Raw genomic sequence first — 19,145 nt, forward strand, 5'->3', positions numbered from 1 at the left:
GCCTCGCCCCATCGCCGCCGTCCAGTTAGCTCCTCGAGTAGCCCCCGAAACCCCGGTCAAACCCTCGGCGGACGAAACCTCTCGAATCAACCTCTCAGAAGACCACCACAATGGTCCCCGCCCCCATCTGGGCGGCCCCGCTCACAAGCCCGCTGGCGCGAACGCTGGCACCGACTGGAGGTATGAATGACTGTCACCGCTGACGACTTCACCACGGACGCCGACCGTTGGGGGTTCCGCACCGGCGCCAGGTTCGTGGGTCCTGACGAGTGGGAAGCCGATGCTCTAACGCTCGTCGGTCGCCGTCGCATCTACCTGCACCCTCTTGTTCGGGGACTTGCAGCAGCGGCTGACGATGGCGGGCTGATCCTCGACTACTGGCCGAACCGGTTCTACGAGGGTCCACTGTCGGATGCGATGCGCAACGAGGACGATGAGCCGGATTGGAAGTTGGCGTACGACCGGTTCACGGCAATGACGTTGTCCGTGTTCATATTTGAGTTGGTTGAGGCTGGACTGTTGGCCACGCGTGGCAATGGGGACAGCACGGACTATCGGCTGGCGTTGCTCGTGGGTGGTGGGGCGTGAGCAACTACTTAGAGCCACCAGAGACGCATCCGGTACGCGTGGTCGAGGTTGAGCCGGACCGTGGGCCAAAGTTCACGATTCAGGCGCAGTCCTTCGAGAGCGGGGCGTACGTGGATGTCGGCGTCTCGGTCCGCGGCCAGGGGGAATGCGAGGTGGCCCTGTCTCTGCGGTGCGGGCTGCCGGTGGCTGACGTCGACCGGTTGATCGATGCCTTAACGGCGGCCCGGGACGAGGCGCTGCGGGAGGCTGCCCTGTACGGCTAAAGGGGATTGGCGGTAGCGCCGGGCGAGTTTGTACGGCTACGCAGACCGGGTTCCTACGGCGTGGGTGTCGTGATTCCCTGTGTCGCGGGGAAGTTCCCCTGTGGAGGCTCGGCTGCGTACCGTGACGCAACAGGCGGCAGTATCGCGGCCGGTTCGGGGATCGGAGCGACAGCGGGTGGATGCGGCAACGGGAAGTCTCAAGCAGCAGCGCGTTCGGCTGGCGGCTGAGCTACGTGACGCTGGTCGGACTTGGGTCGAAGTGGCCGAGGTGTTCCAGCGTCGTTTCCGGCTGAACCCGCGTACTGCTTTGCGGGTCGTCCGAGGTTGGAGTCAGGCACACGCGGCTGAGGAGTGGAACCGTCGTTGGCCGGACTACGCCAAGACGTTGAAGAACTTCTCCTACTGGGAGACGTGGCCAGGGCAGGGTGGCTACCAGCCGTCGAGGGACAATCTCCTACGCCTTGCCGAACTCTACGAATGCGGTGTAGCTGACCTTTTGTCGGATATGCCAAGCTTTCGTCATCGCGACTCGGCTGCAGCGACTTTGGCAGTGACGCGGGGTACGGCAAGTAGCCTGACGGGTGAGATCATGGTTCCGAGCGAGGCAGAGAATCTGCTGCTCGACCTGCTCAGCCGGCACCCCGGGGCTGAGGTGGGCAACGCGCCTCCAGCGGTTGTCACCAGCCTGCTCGGTCGGCCTGAGGAGGCCGACTTCGGAGAATTGGCTCAGGTCATCGTCATGTGGATTCAACGCATACCGCACTCCCAGACCCGCCGGGACGTGCTGGGTAAGCTCACGGCGGCCTTGGTCGTCGCCGCAGCGGTGCCCGTAGGCGACCCGTCCGCGATTGCGGAAGCCGGGGTTGCCCCTGTACTGCCGCGTACAGAGCCTGGCCTGTTTGATGCGTCAACGGTGGCGCATTGCGAGGCGATGGTGCCGAACCTTCGCAAGCAAGGTGATGTTCTGGGGGCGCACGCGACGCTGCCGGGCGCACTGGCCTACCGGCAGATCGCGGAGCAGCAGGCCAAGGCCGCGCCGGCCGCCAAGCGCGAGCGTGCTATCGCGGTGTATGCGGAGTTGACGCAGTTGACGGGGTGGCTGTGCTTCAACATGGGTGACTATCCAGCGGCGCAGGCGTTCTACGATGACGCGCGTACTGCCGCTCACGAGGCGCGTGCGGTAGAGCTGGTCACCTACGTGCTGTGCACGATGAGTCATCTGGCTACGTGGCAGGGCAAGCCGCGTGTCGGTATCGACCATGCCGCTGCCGCTGCCGCCTGGGCCGAGCAGAGCGACAGCCCGCATGCCCGCGCGTACGCGGCTGACGTGGCAGTGCGAGCCTTCACCGCCGATGGCCAGGCGGATCGTTCGAAGGACGCGTTGGAGCGCGAGTACACGGCACTGCAGGGTACTGCCTTCGGTCAAGGCCCGCGCAAGTCGTGGTGGTACTTCTACGACGAGTCGTTCTACTGGAGTACCAACGCGCAGAACGCGCTCAGGTTCCAGGCACCCGACAAGGTGCTCACCGCCATCGACCGATCGTTAACGCTCGGCGATCAGAGCAATTTGCACGAGAAGGCGTTTCGGCTGCTGTTCCGCGCCGAGGCGTTCGCTCGGCAGCGCCACATCGGATTAGCGTGCCAGACGATCACCGACGTGGTGGCCTTGACGTCGGTCAACTCCACGAGGCGTATCGACCAAAGGATTAAGGTTTTGCGTGCCGGTCTGGGCCCGTGGAGACGCACGCGGGCTGTACGCGAACTCGATCAGGCGATCAACAGTTACCGGACGCCACCACCCAATGGCAGTGGCAGTACGAACACTTCGTAATCGCTGTAGTAGGCGCCCGGTCGGCCAGGGATTCTCCCCACTCGCTGCCAGCCCCACCCCTCGTAGAGCGCGTGGGTGCTGGTGGCAATCGGGTTCGCCGTGAGAGTCGCTCGTTCCTCGCGGCGTCCCCGGAGGAACTCGTCGTGCAGAGCGTGGCCGACGCCACGGCCCTGCCATACCTTGCGAATCTCGATCTCGGCGAGCACCACGGTGCGTTGGCCGTCGCGTTCGTCGGTGAAGCCCGGCTCGGGCTGCGGGCTGAGGCCGGCGAACCACTCACGTTCGGGGCGCAGGCTGTAGCCGAAGACGAACCCGACCAACTGCCCGTCGACGCTGGCGGTCACCAGCTCGTAGTTGCGCGCGTTGAGCGCGCCAGTGGCGCGGTCGCGGAAGGCCGCAGTCTTGACGGTGGAGTCCTCGCCGGGCACGTGGCCGTAGGCGTCGGCGTAGACGTCGCACAAGCCATCCATGAGGTCTGCGGCGTCGGTGCGGGTCAGGCGGGTGAAGATCACATCGGTCACGGTTTCACCTTACGTGCGTTCCCGCGAGCAACATTCCCCGTGCGACAGGGAAAAGCTGTCAGCAGGCATTCTGAGGCCCTGTAAAGGTTTGCAGCTGGGTTAGAGTCACCGCCTAGTCAGCGGCAAACGATCATATTCGAGGAGCGTCAGTCTGTTGAAGATCACCGTTATTGGCTCCGGGCATCTGGGCGCCACCCACGCCGCCGGCATGGCGGACATCGGCCACGACGTCATCGGGGTCGACATTGATCCCGCGAAGATCGAAACACTGAACGCCGGGCGCGGTTGGTTCCACGAGCCCGAACTTGATGTACTCCTCGCCCGCAACATCGGTACCGGCCGCCTGCGCTTCACCACTGATTTCGCGACGGCGGCCGAGTTCGGCGACGTGCATTTCTTGGCAGTCGGCACTCCGTCGGGATCGGACGGCGCCTATGACCTGGCCCAGATCACCGGAGCGATCGAGCGGCTGGCCCCGTTCCTGACCCGTCCATGCCTGATCGTCGGGAAGTCCACCGTGTCCCCGGGAACTGCGCAGAGAGTCGAGTCTCTGGCCCGCTCGCTCGCCCCCGCTGGTGATGCGGTGGAGGTGGCGTGGAACCCAGAATTCCTGCGCGAGGGTACCGCGGTCGCAGACACCTTGACCCCGGACCGGATCGTGCTCGGTGTGGCCTCCACCGAGGCAGAGAAGACGCTGCGTCTTGTGTACGAGCCGATCACCAGTGGCCATGCATGTCCGCTCGTAGTCACCGACCGCATCACCGCTGAGATGGTCAAGGCGACGGCGAACGCCTATCTGGCCACCCGCATCTCCTTCGTCAACGCCGTTGCCGAGATGTGCACGGCAGCCGGAGCGAACGTCGCCGAGCTGACCGAGGCCATCGGCCACGACGCCCGCATCGGGCACCACTACTTCCAGCCAGGGCTCGGCTTCGGCGGCGGCTGCCTACCCAAGGATCTACACGCCTTCACCCACCAGGCCGAGACAGGCGGCGTCCTGGCCGCTGCGAGCCTGCTGCGAGGCGTGGACGCGATCAACCTTCACATGCGCTCGCGGGCGGTCGAGTTGGCCGTCGAGGCACTGGGCGGGAGCCTGTCCGGCCGCAAGATTGCAGTGTGGGGTGCATCTTTCAAGCCCGGCATCGATGATGTTCGCGACTCCCCGGCTCTGGACGTCGCCCTGCGCCTACACGAAGACGGCGCGCGGGTCACCGTCTATGACCCGCAAGGTCTCGCGATGGCCCGGCAGTCTGCACCGCAGCTCGTTTACGCCGGAACCGCCGCCGACGCCGCCGACAATGCCGAACTGGTGGTGGTCGGAACAGGCTGGCCGGAGTTCGGAGCCTTGGACCCCTACGACATTGCCGACCGGGTAAGTCGGCGGACGCTCCTGGATACCCGAGGGGTGATCTCCGGACAGCGCTGGCGCGCAGCCGGCTGGAACGTCCTGGGCCTCGGCTACCAGTCCTAAGCGGCCCAACGGGGGATGGGACAGGGACCCCTCGGTCTCGGGGGCGCCCCTGCCTCATCCGCCGACGTTCCGCCGGCTCACAGAATCTGGACGGTCCAGCCCGCAGCCTCCCACTCCGGGTGACGCAGCAGCCCCCGCCGCGCGTCGACCAGGGTCGGCCGCTCGCTGGGTGCGAGCTGCGCCGGAGACAGCCGCCCGAACTCAGCCCAGTTGGTCAGATGTAGCAGGACCGACGCCTCCTGCGCGGCGGCTGCCGCATCGGTCACGTAACTCAGGTACGGGTGCTCTGCCCGGGCGTTGTCCATGGCCTGCGGGTCGTAGACACTCACCACTGCGCCCGCCTGGTGCAGCCGCACGGCGACATCCAGAGCCGGAGAGTCACGCACGTCGTCGATCCCCGCCTTGAACGACGCCCCCCACACCCCGACCCGACATCCGCTCAGATCCCCGCCAGCCGCCTGCCGGGCCAACTGCACGGCCCGCTCACGTCGTCCCTGGTTGATCGCGTCTACCTTCGTCAGGAACTCCAGGGACTCCCCGACACCCAGCGACTGAGCCAGCGCGACGAACCCCCGAATGTCCTTGGTCAGACACGACCCACCGAACCCCAGCCCTGGCATCAGGTACTGAGCCCCGATGCGCTTGTCGTGACCGATCGCGGCGGCCAAGTCTTCGACGTTCGCTCCGGCGGCCTCGCAGAACTCCGACAGCGCGTTGACGAACGACACCCGCGTGGCCAGGAACGCGTTCGCCGCCAGCTTGCACAGCTCCGCCGTGGCCAGGTCGGTGACGACCAGCGGAACCCCGTCCGCCAGGCACTCCGACCACACCTGCCGCAACAGGTTCTCGGCACGTCCGCCATGCTCCACCCCTAGCACGATCCGGGTAGGCCGGCGAACGTCAGAGATTGAGTGCGCCTCCCGCATGAAGTCCGGCGACGCGGCCACCTCAACCCGAACCCCCGCTGGCGCCACCGCCATCATCCGCTGCTTCACCCGGGCGCTCGTACCCGCCGGAACGGAGGACTTGATCACGACCACGATGTCACGAGTGATCTCCCGGGCCAGGGCCTCGGCGGCGGCGAACACGTCGGTGAGGTCGTGATGTGCCGCGCCCATCGCCTGTGGGGTCGGCACTGCAATGAAGTGCACGGCGGCGTGTGCCGCCGCTTTGGCGTACGACGACGTGAAGGTCAACCCTCCGGTCGCCGCGCCCTCCGTGATCGCCTCGGCCAGCCCCGGTTCGGCGAACGGTGGCTTCCCCGCGTCGAGCAGTGACGCCGTGTCGGTGTTGCTGTCCAGTCCCAACACCTCGTGGCCGAGCGCCGCCAGACCGGCCGCGTAGGGCGCTCCGAGCCTGCCGCACCCGATGACGGTGATCTTCATGAGTCCTCCCCGCGCCGCGCGATGATCATTCCCGGGTGGGTCATGGCGCTGAACACTCCACTGGGTTCAGCGGCCAACAGCAGACGGCGTAGGTCGCCGTCGAAGTCCGCGAGTCTGTCACCGAGCACCGCAGGCGAGCTGTACGCGTGCGTGTACTGGAGCCCGATCAACTCGTCGAGGCTCAACACCAGCCGCTGGTCAGTCCGCAGCACCGTCACATGGTTGAACGGCGACCCGCGCAGCACCGCCTCGTGGTCGCCACCGGGCTGCTCCTGGTGCAACTCCTCGGAGCCGGCGCGGCGGGCGAGTCCGAGGTGCCGGTAGATGACCCGATCGACCAGGGGGTACCACCAAGGCTTGGCGGTCTGCCTGGCGAACGACATCACGATCGCGACAAACCCGCCCGGCAGGACGAGTTGGTCGAGACCCCGCAACACCTTGGCTCGATCGAACCAGTGCAACGCGTCGCCGATGACCACTCCCGCAACTTTGGGAAGGCTACTGAGATCGTGCGCGTCACCGACTCGAAAGTCGAGGTCACGGCTGAGGTTCAGGTCCGCCGCCCGCTGACGGGCAACCTCGATCATCCGGGCGTTGACATCCACCCCGACCACAGCACGGCCTAGCTCGGCCAGACCGATGGCCAGCGAACCCGGACCCGTGCCGAGGTCGAGTATCGGACCATCGGGAGTGAGGCCAGCGATGTGATCGACGAACACCGCCGGATGCGGCGGCCGGTACGCCGCGTACCTGTCTTCCGTGCCCGCGAACAGGGTCGCGGGTGCTTCGTACACCATGACGTGTTCCTTCGACTAAGGGGCAGACAGCGAGGATGCAGCCCGATCGCGACATCGCCTCCAACCCGATTCGTCCAGGGCCGCCGCGTTGCATTCACTGTCATCGACATAGCCCCGGGGCGACCACCCAGCACCCCGGGGAAGTGCCTCGCGCGCAGATATCCCCGTGCGACGTGGAAAGATCTCCAACATGCAGACAGCAGGCGTCGTGCTCGTACGGTCAGATGGCTCGTTGCTGCTGCAACTACGCGACGACCATGCCCCGACAGACGCAAACCGATGGGGCATACCTGGCGGGCTCGCAGAACCGGGCGAGACCCCAGAAGCCGCCGCCCGCCGGGAACTGCTCGAGGAAACCGGCCTACAGGTCCACGAGCCCCTGCACCTGTTCTGGTCCGGCGTCACCGCAGACGGACGACACACCGCCCACGTTTACTACGCGACCACCGACGCCGATGCATCCGACATCGTGGTCGGCGAAGGCCGAGCGATGGTCTTCGTCCCCGCAGACGCGGTGGCGCAACTCGATCTTGCGGCGAACGCGCGCCCGGTCCTACGGGACTTCCTTACCTCCAAGCAGTACCAAACAATGCTGACCATTCGGGCAGTGCGCCCGGCGCATCAGTAGCGAGGCTCATCCAGAGATCGGTCGTGCTCCTCCTTCCGACAGTTCGGCGATCGTGAGCGCGAGTTGACCGACAGATGAAACGCAGAAAGGGTGGTTGTGTGTGCGTGGGGGTGAGCAATGCTCACCCCCACGCACACAACGCGCGATCACTCCGGGCTCATGTCACCGGCTTCCCCAGGTCGCCCACCGAGGATGCGCACAGTGGTGCTCAGCTTGATCGGCAGGTGCTCGTCGCCCTTGAGGAACGGCTGGATCTCGATTTCGCGGCGGAGGCTGCGGCCGGGGCCGTACGCCTGCTGCCGTGGGTGGCCGGATACCCAGAATCGGTGATCGGGCTTGGCTCGCGTACGCGGGCCGGTCTGCTCGGCCCGTTCCGGTAGTGGTGTCGTGTCGCGCGCCCTGATCTGGACGATCTTCACCTCTGGTGCGGGGCGGCGGCTTCGCTGGTATGCCCTGGTAGTGCCCTTTGGGAGTTTCGCCGGCACTGCTTCGGCCATCTGCTGGTTGATGAGCAGCCAGGTGGTGATGAGGGGGCCGAGCGGGTGGCTACCGCCCAGGGGGGTACCGCGAGCGATGTGCTCGGCGTGGATGGGTACGAGCCAACCGATCTCGTGTCGCAAGGTGGGCATAAGGTCCTCGTCTATGCCGCTGCCGATGCTGCGGTAGCCGATGACCTGCCAGCCGTCGCCTTCTGGTGTCCAGGAGACGGCAGCGAGTTGTCCCGTCTGGCCGACCGGGTCGGGCCAGGCGAGGAGTCCGGATGTTGATGGGGCGATCTCGTCGGTTACCCACGCCGGGGGCCGGTCGGCGCTGACCGTGTTGACCAGATTGGTGAACTCCTGGTTGATCCAGTACATGGGGATGAGGTCGAACTGACGGGCCAGGTTCTGACGCTGGTCGCGGTCGTTAATGGCTGCTGGCAGGTTCGCGGGGCCTCGTAGCAGCCCGCTGAACCGGTCGCGGATCTTCGGCATCATGTCGGCGCTGATCCGGGCCGGTGGCCAGTTGGTGGTGGTGAGCAGGGTGCGGCCTTCGCGGCTGAGGACGATGCCGCGTTGCAGGGTGCGCAGGATGGTGTACTCGTCGCTGTCGGGGTGCCAGCGCATGAGCCCTGCGCATCGTGCGGTGAGGGCGTCGGAGTCGTCGGCTTCGATGAGCTGTGCGCATCGGAGGCAGACGTGCCACTGGTCGCTGTAGTCAGCGGCGATGCCACTGGACAGGGACAGGATCTCGATGTGGCCGGTGTGGTAGTTCCACATCGGTGGTGCGTCGGTGCAGGTGTGGCAGCTGTGGAAAACCCTCTTGATCAGGTCGGCGTTGACTGGTGCTACTTCGTGCCCATCGTCGCTGACGGGGTGGCGGTAGACGATGCTGTCACCGCTGTTGTGCTCGGTGAGTGCAATGCGGCAGGTGGCGCAGGCCATCATGGTGGCGAGGTTCATGCGGCGTCCACTCCACCGCGACCATGGCGTCGGTCGCGCAGGCGCAACCCGCGACGGCTCGCCCGGTCGGGCATGGTCATCCCGGAGGCGTAAAGCACGTGCCGGTTCCGACCCTGGGCCTTGGCGTGGTACATGGCGATGTCGGCCCGGTGAAGTGCGGCCTGCAGCGGTTCGGTGCTGTCGGCGATGGCGATGCCGATGCTGGCGGTGACGACGATCGCCTCTGGGCCGGCTTCCCCTCGGAGCTGGATGGGTTCGGCGATGGCGGCCTTGATCCGTTCGCCGATGTCGAAGATGCCGTGCTGGCGTACCGGCAGGATGGCGGCGTACTCGTCGCCGGAGTGCCGGGCGACGCTACCGCCATAGGCAGCCGTCAAGGGTGCCAGCCGGTCAGCGATCTCCATGAGCAGGTCGTCGCCGGTGTCATGCCCGAACTCGTCGTTGATCTCCTTGAATCCGTCGAGGTCGAGCAGGATGGCGATGATCGGTTGAGCTGGACCCGATGCGGCGAGGGCGGCGTGGACAGTGCGCAGTCCGCTGCGGTTGTAGAGGTCGGTGAGGGGATCGTGGGCCAGCTGCCAGGCGGCGTCGGCCAGCTCGGCGCGCAGCTGCTCGACGGTGGGCCACCCGGCTAGGTAACCGAGTCCGAAGCCTGCGCAGGCTCCGACTGTGAGGGTGATCGCCGTGTGGATGGTGGCGATCACGAGGAGTGTGGTGAACACTAGGTTCCTCCATCTCGATGGAGAACCCGGACGCGTTCGTTGTCTAGGCGTGGCGTCCCGGGTCCCGGATAAACGACGGCCCGCCTTCTGGCGGGCCGTTTCTCCTGTATCTGCCGCCGATGCGGCGGCGAATTCGGGAGGGTCAGGAGGATTCGGCCGGCGCGGTCGAGCCGTCGAGGCTCCAGGCGGCGCCGGCCGACGCGGGATACCTTCCGGTGCTGGACCCGCTGCCGGGGTACGGCGACCGGTACGGGTTGTCGGTGCGGGGCCATCGGCCGCGCACCTCGGCGGGTTCGCGCGGGCTGCCGGTCGGTCGGTGCTCGTACCGCTCGGACAGCACGTCGACGTAGTCGACGTGGGAGGAGTAGGGCACGTAAACGCCCCGCAGGGTGGTGCCGCCGAGCCGGTCGCAGCAGGACACCACCACGGGGTACCACCCGTTAGTGAAGTACGTGACCAGGTGCCCGCAGGACAGCCACAGCACGAACACGCACAGCCGGTGAAGCTCATATCCGTCCGGCGGTGGGGTGCTGGCCGGGTCCGGCCCGGAGGTACGGGTGCCGGGCTCAGCGCACGGGGCGCAGATGGGCCCCTGCTCGGCGTCGTATCCGGCGTCGCACGTCTCGCACACGATCCGCAGGCACGAGCGGCACTCGCCGGAGGCGGTGGTCCGCAGATCGGTGCCGCAGAACCCGCACGGTCCGGTCAGGCAGGCGTCGGTGTGGTAACCGGGCTGGTGCAGCTGGCACGGGTGCTCACGCATCGCCGCCTCCCCGGACGTGGCGGTACACCGCGTCGGCGGTGAGCGGCTCGCCGGTCACGGCGGGCGGGACGGCGATGTGTCGCCAACCGAGGAACTCGCACGCCAGCCATGTAGTCCTGCCGTCCGTGGTGACCGCGACGACGTCGCCGGTTGACAGCGAGCGCCGCCGCATCAGCCGGTAGGCGCAAGAGATGAGGAAGTCAGCCTCGCCATCGGGCGTGCCGCGGTGGGGCTCCAACCAGTCCAGGTCGGCGTTGAACACCTCGAAGGCCCAGGCGGCGATGTCGGCCGGATCGGTGCCGATCGGGTGGTGCCGCCAGTGGGAGATCACCTGCGTGAGCTGGTGGCCGTCTTCGTAGGGGAAGAACCGGGACTCCCGGTTGTGGTAGACCGCGATCACGTGCAACGCCATCGGCGCCCGGCTCGTGGTCATGCGGTCACCGCCGGGGCGCTCAGGGTGATCTGCATCCGCCGGATCGCACGTCGCTCCAGGCCGCGTACGGACTCGCTGCTGCGGCCCATGAGCCGGGCGGCGGTGTCACGGGGGTAGCCGTCGAGGTAGCGCAGCTGGATCGCGCGACGCTGACCGGGGGTCAGCCGGGCCATTGCGTGCACGAACGTGATGCGGCCGGGTCGGTCGGCCGCCGGGGCAGCCGTGTCGCGGGCTGCGTGGTCGCGTACGGCGTATGCGGCGCGCACGTAGCGGCGGCGGGACCAGTCGTGCTGGTTGCACGCCTTGGCAGCCTGGACGATGAACCAGCCGCGCACGTCGGCCAAGGCCGACGACAGGTCTGCCAGGGCGCCGGTGAACGTCTCCTGCACGAGGTCGGGAACCGCGTCGCGGTCGCGGTAGCGCATCCGCACGGCGACGTAGCGGGTGACCGACTCGCGGTAGGCCAGGTAGAGGGCGGCGAAGGCGTCGCGGTCGCCGTGCTGGGCGCGGTGTAGCAGCGCGAGGGTGTCCGGGGTGACTTCGGGCCGCCGGCGGCGTGAAGACGGCCAGGGCCGCTGTTGGTTAGGCGTTGTGCCCTGCGTGGGCATGGATTCCTCCATGTGGATGGATAGGAATCCGGGCACGGCTGTCGGCCGTGCCCGGAGGGTGCGCGGGTGTGCGCGTTCGGCCGGGCGACGGCCGGGGTGGTGCGGGTGGCGCTACGGAGGGCGTAGCGGGATCAGGTCAGTCCAAGACGAGTCACCAGCGGACCGGGTGGGAGTGCATGTCGGCGCGCAGGGTGTAGATCAGGTCTTCGGGGATGACGGCGTACGGCTCGACAGCGGCCAACAGGGCGGCGGGGTCGAGGATGTCCTCGATCAGCCCGAGGGTGACCGAGTCGGGTTCGTTGTCCGGGTCGGTGTCGGGGTCCCAGCTGTGGTCGGTGACGTTGGCGAACAGGGTCCGGTGCGGGTTCCAGCCGACCTGGATGGCGTAGCGCTCGCGGCCGGGCTTCGGGGTCAGGCGGTAGAGGCTCATCGGGATCTCCTTGCAGGGTGGGTTTAGGGGTCTCCAGGACGAGAGGAAGGCGCGCGTCCGCTGCCGGATCGCGCGCCATGGATGCAATGAGTGGGGTTACTTGGTGAGGCCGCGCAGGGTGAGGTGGGCCTCCTTGAGGTAGTCGGCGGAGATCTCGCCGTTGACGCCGGCGCTGCTGAGGCTGTTGGTGAGGGTCTGCACGGCTGCGGCGGACGGGGCGTCGAGGCCGTTGAAGGCGCGGGCGTCGATGTGCTCGGCGATGCGCTGGATGATCTGGGTCAGGTGGGCTTGTACGAGGTTGAGACCGCCGACGAGGCGGGCCAGTTCGGTCAGATCGTGCCGTCTGGCGGCAGCGTCGAAGCTGAGATTGTCGCCAAGGTGTTCGGCGGCGAGCAGCAGCACGTGCACGGTGGCGACGGTCTTGGCCGGGCTGAAGTAGGACTCGTCGTGGAACAGGTTGGCGACCTGGCCGATGACGGCCTGGCCGTCGTCGTCGAGGCGCGGAGCGCTTGGGAGTTGAGCGAAGAAGTCGCCTTCTGTCAGGTACCAGCTGTTCTGGAGCATGTCGTCCTCCGTGGGACAGGAAGAAGGCGGCCACCGACTGGTGACCGCCTGAGAAGAGATGGGGATACCGCGCCCGGTCCCGTACGCGACGGGCGTGGGCTTTATGGGTGCCGGATCTGGGGCTGGCGAAGGCGGCCGACCGTAGGTGGTGGGCAGGGTGCCGTCGCACGGGGCGTCAGATCGGGGGGCACATAAGGAAATAGGGAGAACCTTCAGGCTATGCGCGCCGGAGGTCGGATGGGCGGCGCTGTCAGGTTCGCTCGTCTGGCAGAACCTGACAGGATCACCTATCGGGCGACGCTGTCAGGTCCCGTAGCTACTTGTAGTGGCTGGTAACTCCGGGGGTGCCAAGGCGGCGAGCCTTGAGCGCGGGGCAATCTATCGCCGAGACGCACCCTCGTGGTTAACGACGGCCCGGGTGAGGGTCTCGCGCGCTGGTACCAGTCACCGTTACGAGGCTGTGATCCTTTTCAGGGTTGGTGGCGAGCAGTGCGGCACGTTGGGCACGTCCGTTCGCGAGCGCCCAGCGACCGAGGTGCTACCGGGTTTGGTCGCTGCGGTGTCGACCCTGGTTGCCGCGTATCCGGTTCTGCGGTGGTGCGCTCCGGTCGACGTACGGGCTGCGGCACGGCGTGGGGGTCGACCAGTCGCGGGGAGCGTTGCGTGGCTCGTCGTTGTCAGCGTGCCCGTCGTAGCCTTGGCTATCCACGCTCACCGCACCTACCTTCACAATCGCTTCTAAGCGTTATCGGCCCAACGAGCGCTGCGGGTACGGGCAACGGCTCGGCGGTGTCCCGCGTCGGTGGGCTCAGGCTTGCGTGCCGGTCGGTCTGACTGATCACAGGTACCGACGGTGCGGTCATCGCAGCTCACGGGCAGGTCGGAGAGACTAATCGGGACGAGGTGGCTCCTTCTGCCCGTGTCGTTGCGGCAGCGGTCGCGGGCGGCACGTTGGACGTCTACCGTGGGCTGGTGGACGTGACCGGAGCTGCCGGGTGTGTGCGGTGCGGCGGCCTGGTAGTCGTCGCCAAGGAGTCGACGCATCCGTCCGGGGTTGCGGTGCAGCACGGCTGTTGCGCGGATTGCGGAGTCGCGTTGTGGCGGCTGCTGGACGAGCGGCGTGTGCCGTTGACCGGCCGACGTGGCCAGTGGATGCCCTCGGTCGTTCGTGATGCTCCGGCGGTCCGTCGAATGGTCACGCGTACGGTCCAGACGATCCGGCCGAGAATTCGTCCCGCTCTGCGCGAGGATCGCTCCCGCCCGCGACGCTGACATAACGACGGCGAGGGGCACCGCGAGGGATGCCGGCGCGTATGTTCGTCGGCATCTCCGGTACTGCCTCGCGCAAGAAGCCCTCCGACACAATGAGCGCCACCAGCAGGTCTGAGTGCAACCGCCCCGGGTCTCTGGCTGAGGCGAGCACTACCCGGTCCCTCCCGTCAGGGTAGGGGCCGTCTGTTGTCCATGGAACCGTCGTTTTCGAGCTACTGGTCGGGTCTGGCTGGCAACGGCACCCCGCTGTTTCTGCTTCTGTCCGGGCGGGTACCCACGTCTCGCCGTCACCTTGACGACCGTGAACGGACCTGTCGCCCATGACTGATCTGACCGCCTACCTGGACATGCCCCTCGGTGTGCACGCGCCCACGGCCGCCCGGCGCGCGGTGGTCGCCGTGCTGCACGGCTGGGGCTTCCGGGACGAGGCATGGCTCGACGCAGCGGCGGTCGTGACCAGCGAACTGGTCACCAACGCGGTCCGCTACGGCGGTGGCTGCGTCGAGTTCAGGATCGAGGCCCGCGCGGGGCAGGTGGTGCTGTCCGTCGCGGACACCTCACCAGAGCCCCCACGCCCGCGCGACCCCGACGTCGACGGAGGACGCGGCCTCACTCTGATCGAAGCCTCATCGACCCAATGGGGCGTCCACCACCACGACGGCGGCAAGCGGGTATGGGTCCAGCTGACACCCTGCACCGACGTCACCGTCAACCAATCAGCTCACACCACCGGCCACCACCACGAACACCACTCGACCCGCCGGCCGAGAAGCTGACCAGGCGAAGACACCTGCCCACCTGACCGGCTCCGCGCCAGTCGTCTCCTCTCAGCGCAAGATCCGGGCCGGTCGAAGACTGCGGGACTCGTGCGGGGATCGTCCCGCACCGGTCGCTGCCATCGGCGGGACCGGTCCCGCTCCCCGGCTGGCGAAGCGGTACCTCGAGCGGGACCTGTCCCGCTGCCCGGCGGCTGTGGGTCCCGCTACCGGGCGGATAGATCCCGGCCACGGACCGCCCGCGTTGTGCTCGGGCCGGGACCTCTTCACCACGAACTGATGCGACGCCGGGCCACAGCGGGACTCAGTCCAGTCGGGCGTCGTTGAACCGCTCGGCCTGTGCCAGGTGGCGGGACATGGCTGAGCTGTCCATGTCCCGCCACTTGGCCGCATACTGGCGAAGGAATCCAGGGCTGTCAGGTAGCTGAACTGCCCTTATGTTCAGATCTCCTGATGCCTAGGGCTGCCCTAGTGGCGACGCAGCACTAGCACGTCCTCGTGCGCCACCAGGTGCACTGGGACGCCTTCGGAACGGGCGCGGCGTACCGCCATCAGGCCAAACATGTTCGCCCGGTGCACGATCTGCCCGTCGCGGACGGCGGCGAGCATCGCCGCGCACCGCTCCACCGGGACCAGTCCCACCGACTTGGCCACGGCCAGTAGCTCGCCGGGCAGATCGATAAGGTCATCGCGGTGGCGGCGTACCGGTCGGCAGGTGATGGCCACGGTCCCGCCGGGTCGCAGCAGTTCGTAGCTGGCGGCCAGGATCGCGGCGAACCCGTCGAGCAAGCGGGACCAACCGCCGTATGCCAGGTTGCCCCTCTCGCGGTCCCCATAGAGGTGGTCCCGCTTGCGTACCCCGGTACTCGTGGCCCGGACGAGGCCGTGGGTCCCGCGCCCGTAGGGCGGGGAGGTGAGCACGAGTCCCACCTGCCCGACCGCAGACGCGGGCACCAGATCGAGCAACCGGGTGGCGTCGCCGGTGAGTACTTTCGCCGTGCCGGCGGCGCCCTGCGCAGAAGCCAATGCCACGTTGGCTTCGGCGAGGGTGGTGAAGCGGGGTTCGATGTCGAGCCCGATGCCGTGTCGGCCTAGGTGCATGGCCTCCACGAGCGTCGTGCCCGATCCGCACATCGGGTCGAACACCAGGTCTCCGGGCCCGGTGTAGACACTGATCGCGTGGGCTGCGAGGTTGGGCAGCATCTTGCCGGGGTGGCTGGAGCTTTCCGGCACGTAGCGGCCTCGCCGCTGGTCACGCGACGGCTGTTGGCAGGTGAGCCAGACGGAGGTGACCGGAAGGTCTTCAGTCATCGGCGCCGCCAATCTGCGCCATGCTGCGGGTCAGGATCAACACGTCGGTGTGTAGGTCGAGCCGGTTGGGTGTTCCTCGCCGGGGCGGCGGGTCGGCCGCCACGATGTGCTGCAGGTATCCCAGCCTGGCCTGCTTTGCGGCGATGATGACATCGACTGGCAGCGTCAGGTCGCCGTGTGCCAGCAGCACCGCGATGCAGCCACCGGGCAGAAGCCTCGCGCGGCACCGGTCGAAGAACTCGGCCGGCGACGCGGGCTCGCCGGGCAGTGGCCAGCCGGTGACGATCAGGCTGGCCGACTCCCGGCCCCAGCCGACCTGCCGGCCCGAGGTCAGCTGGCGGCGACGGCTGGCGGCGATCACCGCGCGGGCCAGCTGCGGCCCGTCGGTCAAGTCGACAACCAGGCCGCCGAGGTGGGTAAGGTTGTGAACGAGCCGTACGCCCATCGCGTTGGACATGGTCTCGCCCGGTTGCGGGGCGGGAACCGGCCAGACGGTGATCGGCACAGGCAGGTCTCCGGGCACCACGTCCCCCACGGGGACAGGTGCGCTGTGGTGGGTGTTGTCGGTCATGGGTGTGGTGGCCCCCGGACCGGCGGGCGTACTGACGGTTCCCAGAACGGCGCTGACAGGCTGATCGAACCCACCCCGCACCTGACAGATCCGGTCAGACGGCGGGCGCGCGGGCCGTTCTGACAGCGATGAACCTGACACGACCTGGCAGAACCTGTCCCGCTCTGACAAACGCTTGTGGTGTCAGGTCCGGCTGTCCCAATCAACGGCCTCGGAGCCTTCGCACCAGGTGAAGCGCTCCCCACCCGAGGGGGACACCATGGCGACCGCCACCCGCAGCCGAACCGCCGACACCGCGCTGAGCACTGCCGAGCGAGCGTTCGAGCTGCTGACCTGCGAGCCCGCGCCGCTCAGCTTCGACGCCCGGCCCGTGCCGGGCCTGCCGGACACGACGATGCCGCTGGACAAGCTGCGCAAGCTCCTGCTGTTCGAGCGCTACGACAGCGACACCACTGACGCGCTATGGCGGCAGCTGGCCCACCACGCCCGCGAATGGGGACCGGCCTGGGTCGTCGGCTCGATCGGCGTGGCTCTGCCCGCGCTGACCCACATGGCGGCGAAGATCAGCGGCGGACGGCCGCGGCACGCAGAGGACGTGGACTCCGAGGTGCTGGCCGGATTCCTCCAAGCCCTGCGCACCGCCGACCTCGACGCGCCCCGGTTGTGGCTGCGGCTGTGCTGGGTGGCCTGGCGCGCAGGCGTCGCGGTCATCAAGGGCGGCGATACCGAGGAACTGCCGCTGGATCTTTCCAGCGGATCGCACTCGCCGAGGATGCCCTACGGCCACCCGGACCTGCTGCTCGGCCGGGCCGCCGCCGCTGGCCTGATCTCGCCGGAGAACGCGGAACTCATCAGCGCGACTCGGTTCGGTGACAGCCTGATCGAGGCCCTGGCCGCCGAGCAAGGGGTAACCGCCTCGTCGTTGAGGATGCGCAGGCGGCGCGCTGAACGCGCCGTGGCCGCAGCGGTTGTGCGAGGTGACCTTTCCGGCCCGGTCCGCACCTCGAACCGCCACGAAGCCGCTATGGCCGCCTGACCTAGCACCAGACAACAGCAGGCCGCCCCGGGCAAGTGCCCGGGGCGGCCTGCTTGCGTTCACCGCCTACATGTCACCAGCCCTGCAGCGGCCTTCAAGGTCACGGTGATCGTGAAGGTGCACGGCGCGCGCATCGCAGATCACGGTCCTGAGGGTACCGATGCGATGGCGAGGCCCCAGAGATCCCGAACCTGGCTGGCCGGCTTGCGTCGGGGCTAACCGCGCCACTGCCGGTAGGTGAAGTATGCGGAGACGATCGCCACCACGACCCCGGCCACAGTCCAGATAGTGGCGGTCTTCGAACCCCCAGGTTCCTTCCCGTCTGTGGGCGGCGTAGCCATGACGGTGGCGTTGCCGCCGTCTCTTGCCTGGGCGGTGTTGATGTTGACGACGTTGCGCGTGCCGCCATGCAGAACGACATGGACCGCCTCCGTGGCGGCGTCGTGCGACGGCATTGCCGTGCCGGCAGGCTGGGCTGCCCGCATCTCGCTGGCCAGGCGGACGAGCGTCGTACGGATCTGGTCGAGGGTTCCTGCGATCTGGCCGGTGCTCACACCCCAGTAGATGCGCTCGATCCCTCCGCCCTGCTGGCTGTTCATGAAGGTCACCAGATCAGCCGCACCAGGTGGTTGAAGGCGGACGACGGTTTCCCCGTTGCGCGCTGCGTTGCTCAGCACCGCTTCCAGTTCGCCGACCCCACGGGCCAGACGCACCTCATTGGTGATGTGCTCTCGGGCGAAATCCGGTAGGTCCCAGCTGCTGATCTGCTGCCCGGTGATCTGGTGGGTGAAGGTCCGGCCGTCAGCGAGGATCGGTGCGTGCACAATCCGGTACTCCGGAATCTTGGTGTCGTCGCGATAGCCATTGAGTTCATCGCTGGCCCAGTCACGCAGTTCCGCACTGCGGGTGGCACCGCCGAGCGCGACACACTTGCGAAGGAGCGAGGCGAGCGATACGGCGTCGTTCAATGCGCCGCGCTCGATCTGAGCGAGGAGGTCGGGGTCTTTGGCCACCGCCTCATTGTGCGCTGCACCTGCGACAGACCTCGGGCGGCCCCGCCGGTCGCCCGGCCGTGGGTGGACACGCGGCCTGGCGGAGGTGCCGCCTCTGGACGGTGGCAGAGCGGGCATCCACCAAGCGGCACAGGGCCCGCTGACCGGTCTTGTCAGACCGTGACAGATGCGAGACGAGTTCATCTGGTCTGACAGTCGAGATCTGGGCGGTGCATGTCATCCACGACATGCCCGCCCGGTGGGGACCACTCACGGGCGAGGCCCCTGGGTCCGGCACGGCTGGCGCGGCGTACTGACACCGCGATCCCTTCGCACCACGCAAGGGAGGAGCGCCCCCACCGGACTACCCAGAGCTTTCGCCCGGTCCCCGCCGCGGCGGCCCCACATTCCTGTGGAGTGCCGCAAATGCATACGACTCTCTCGTACCTGGCCGACCTTGCCGCTGCCGCGCCGCAGCCGCTGGCGGCTCCGAAAACCCTTCCCGAGGTCATCGACGGCATCCGCCTTTGGATCATGGGCATCATCGCGGCCGTCGCCACGATGTTCCTCGTGATCGGTGGCCTGCGCTACATGGCGGCCGGAGGCGACCCGGCCCAGGTCGAGCAGGCCAAGGGCAACTTCAAGTCCGCGCTGATCGGCTACGCCCTCGCCGTGCTGGCCCCGGTCGTGCTGACCGTCCTGCAGGGCATCCTGGGCGGCTGAGGACACCCATCATGGTCA

The 19,145-nt window shown here is 67.7% G+C and carries 20 protein-coding genes; 7 read left to right on the forward strand and 13 right to left on the reverse strand.

The window, feature by feature from the left end:
- Positions 1–186: 186 nt before the first annotated feature.
- Both ACIG87_RS15145 and ACIG87_RS15150 read left to right on the forward strand, forming a co-directional pair.
- Positions 187–588, forward strand: a complete 402-nt coding sequence (locus ACIG87_RS15145; RefSeq protein ID WP_396851109.1) for a hypothetical protein — start codon at positions 187–189, stop codon at positions 586–588.
- A 384-nt stretch (positions 589–972) separates the two neighbouring features.
- Entirely contained in the window at positions 973–2,682 is a 1,710-nt protein-coding gene (locus ACIG87_RS15150; RefSeq protein ID WP_396851110.1) for a hypothetical protein, read from the forward strand.
- Here ACIG87_RS15150 and ACIG87_RS15155 read toward each other — a convergent pair.
- Positions 2,634–3,203, reverse strand: coding sequence for a GNAT family N-acetyltransferase (locus tag ACIG87_RS15155; protein WP_396851111.1), 570 nt, complete (start codon positions 3,201–3,203; stop codon positions 2,634–2,636). The genes ACIG87_RS15150 and ACIG87_RS15155 overlap by 49 nt on opposite strands.
- A 154-nt stretch (positions 3,204–3,357) precedes the next feature.
- Here ACIG87_RS15155 and ACIG87_RS15160 point away from each other — a divergent pair, with 154 nt between their 5' ends.
- A complete protein-coding gene (locus ACIG87_RS15160) occupies positions 3,358–4,674 on the forward strand; it encodes a UDP-glucose dehydrogenase family protein (protein WP_396851112.1) in 1,317 nt (438 codons plus the stop codon).
- Between the two features lie 77 nt (positions 4,675–4,751).
- Here the strand turns inward: ACIG87_RS15160 and ACIG87_RS15165 are convergent, their stop codons facing one another.
- Positions 4,752–6,059, reverse strand: a complete 1,308-nt coding sequence (locus ACIG87_RS15165) for a UDP-glucose dehydrogenase family protein (RefSeq protein WP_396851113.1) — start codon at positions 6,057–6,059, stop codon at positions 4,752–4,754.
- On the reverse strand, positions 6,056–6,856 hold the full coding sequence (locus ACIG87_RS15170) for a class I SAM-dependent methyltransferase (protein WP_396851114.1): 801 nt from the start codon (positions 6,854–6,856) through the stop codon (positions 6,056–6,058). The genes ACIG87_RS15165 and ACIG87_RS15170 overlap by 4 nt, the downstream gene beginning before the upstream one ends.
- A gap of 190 nt (positions 6,857–7,046) precedes the next feature.
- On the opposite strand from ACIG87_RS15170, the gene ACIG87_RS15175 reads away from it, so the two are divergent.
- A complete protein-coding gene (locus ACIG87_RS15175) occupies positions 7,047–7,484 on the forward strand; it encodes an NUDIX hydrolase (protein WP_396851115.1) in 438 nt (145 codons plus the stop codon).
- A gap of 146 nt (positions 7,485–7,630) precedes the next feature.
- Here the strand turns inward: ACIG87_RS15175 and ACIG87_RS15180 are convergent, their stop codons facing one another.
- The 7 genes from ACIG87_RS15180 to ACIG87_RS15210 all read right to left on the reverse strand — a co-directional run bounded on the left by ACIG87_RS15180 (position 7,631) and on the right by ACIG87_RS15210 (position 12,446).
- The gene (locus ACIG87_RS15180; RefSeq protein ID WP_396851116.1) at positions 7,631–8,926 is read right to left on the reverse strand and encodes a hypothetical protein; all 1,296 of its coding nucleotides are present in this window, start codon (positions 8,924–8,926) and stop codon (positions 7,631–7,633) included.
- Positions 8,923–9,648 carry a GGDEF domain-containing protein gene (locus ACIG87_RS15185; RefSeq protein ID WP_396851117.1) on the reverse strand — a complete coding sequence of 242 codons (726 nt, stop codon included), beginning with the start codon at positions 9,646–9,648 and terminating at the stop codon, positions 8,923–8,925. The genes ACIG87_RS15180 and ACIG87_RS15185 overlap by 4 nt, the downstream gene beginning before the upstream one ends.
- A 142-nt stretch (positions 9,649–9,790) precedes the next feature.
- Positions 9,791–10,411, reverse strand: coding sequence for a hypothetical protein (locus ACIG87_RS15190; RefSeq protein WP_396851118.1), 621 nt, complete (start codon positions 10,409–10,411; stop codon positions 9,791–9,793).
- A complete protein-coding gene (locus tag ACIG87_RS15195) occupies positions 10,404–10,844 on the reverse strand; it encodes a hypothetical protein (protein WP_396851119.1) in 441 nt (146 codons plus the stop codon). Before ACIG87_RS15195 ends, ACIG87_RS15190 begins: the two co-directional genes overlap by 8 nt.
- Complete coding sequence (locus ACIG87_RS15200; protein WP_396851120.1) at positions 10,841–11,452, reverse strand: RNA polymerase sigma factor; 612 nt, start codon at positions 11,450–11,452, stop codon at positions 10,841–10,843. The genes ACIG87_RS15195 and ACIG87_RS15200 overlap by 4 nt, the downstream gene beginning before the upstream one ends.
- A gap of 151 nt (positions 11,453–11,603) precedes the next feature.
- Positions 11,604–11,882 carry a hypothetical protein gene (locus ACIG87_RS15205; RefSeq protein ID WP_396851121.1) on the reverse strand — a complete coding sequence of 93 codons (279 nt, stop codon included), beginning with the start codon at positions 11,880–11,882 and terminating at the stop codon, positions 11,604–11,606.
- Between the two features lie 96 nt (positions 11,883–11,978).
- Positions 11,979–12,446 (reverse strand): hypothetical protein, encoded by a 468-nt coding sequence (locus ACIG87_RS15210; protein ID WP_396851122.1) that lies wholly within the window; start codon positions 12,444–12,446, stop codon positions 11,979–11,981.
- A gap of 1,592 nt (positions 12,447–14,038) precedes the next feature.
- Between ACIG87_RS15210 and ACIG87_RS15215 the strand changes: the two genes are divergently transcribed.
- Entirely contained in the window at positions 14,039–14,494 is a 456-nt protein-coding gene (locus tag ACIG87_RS15215; RefSeq protein ID WP_396851123.1) for an ATP-binding protein, read from the forward strand.
- A gap of 468 nt (positions 14,495–14,962) precedes the next feature.
- Here ACIG87_RS15215 and ACIG87_RS15220 read toward each other — a convergent pair whose 3' ends face one another.
- Positions 14,963–15,817: a TRM11 family SAM-dependent methyltransferase gene (locus tag ACIG87_RS15220; RefSeq protein ID WP_396851124.1), complete on the reverse strand. Its 855-nt coding sequence runs from the start codon at positions 15,815–15,817 to the stop codon at positions 14,963–14,965.
- Entirely contained in the window at positions 15,798–16,376 is a 579-nt protein-coding gene (locus tag ACIG87_RS15225) for a hypothetical protein (protein ID WP_396851125.1), read from the reverse strand. The genes ACIG87_RS15220 and ACIG87_RS15225 overlap by 20 nt, the downstream gene beginning before the upstream one ends.
- Positions 16,377–16,635: 259 nt before the next feature.
- Here ACIG87_RS15225 and ACIG87_RS15230 point away from each other — a divergent pair, with 259 nt between their 5' ends.
- On the forward strand, positions 16,636–17,412 hold the full coding sequence (locus ACIG87_RS15230; RefSeq protein ID WP_396851126.1) for a hypothetical protein: 777 nt from the start codon (positions 16,636–16,638) through the stop codon (positions 17,410–17,412).
- Between the two features lie 215 nt (positions 17,413–17,627).
- On the opposite strand, the gene ACIG87_RS15235 is transcribed toward ACIG87_RS15230, so the two are convergent.
- Positions 17,628–18,425: a hypothetical protein gene (locus ACIG87_RS15235; protein WP_396851127.1), complete on the reverse strand. Its 798-nt coding sequence runs from the start codon at positions 18,423–18,425 to the stop codon at positions 17,628–17,630.
- Between the two features lie 405 nt (positions 18,426–18,830).
- Between ACIG87_RS15235 and ACIG87_RS15240 the strand changes: the two genes are divergently transcribed.
- Positions 18,831–19,127: a pilin gene (locus tag ACIG87_RS15240; protein ID WP_091237189.1), complete on the forward strand. Its 297-nt coding sequence runs from the start codon at positions 18,831–18,833 to the stop codon at positions 19,125–19,127.
- Positions 19,128–19,145: the final 18 nt, after the last annotated feature.

It is taken from the genome of Micromonospora sp. NPDC051925 (genome assembly GCF_044548625.1).
Taxonomy (GTDB): Bacteria; Actinomycetota; Actinomycetes; order Mycobacteriales; family Micromonosporaceae; genus Micromonospora.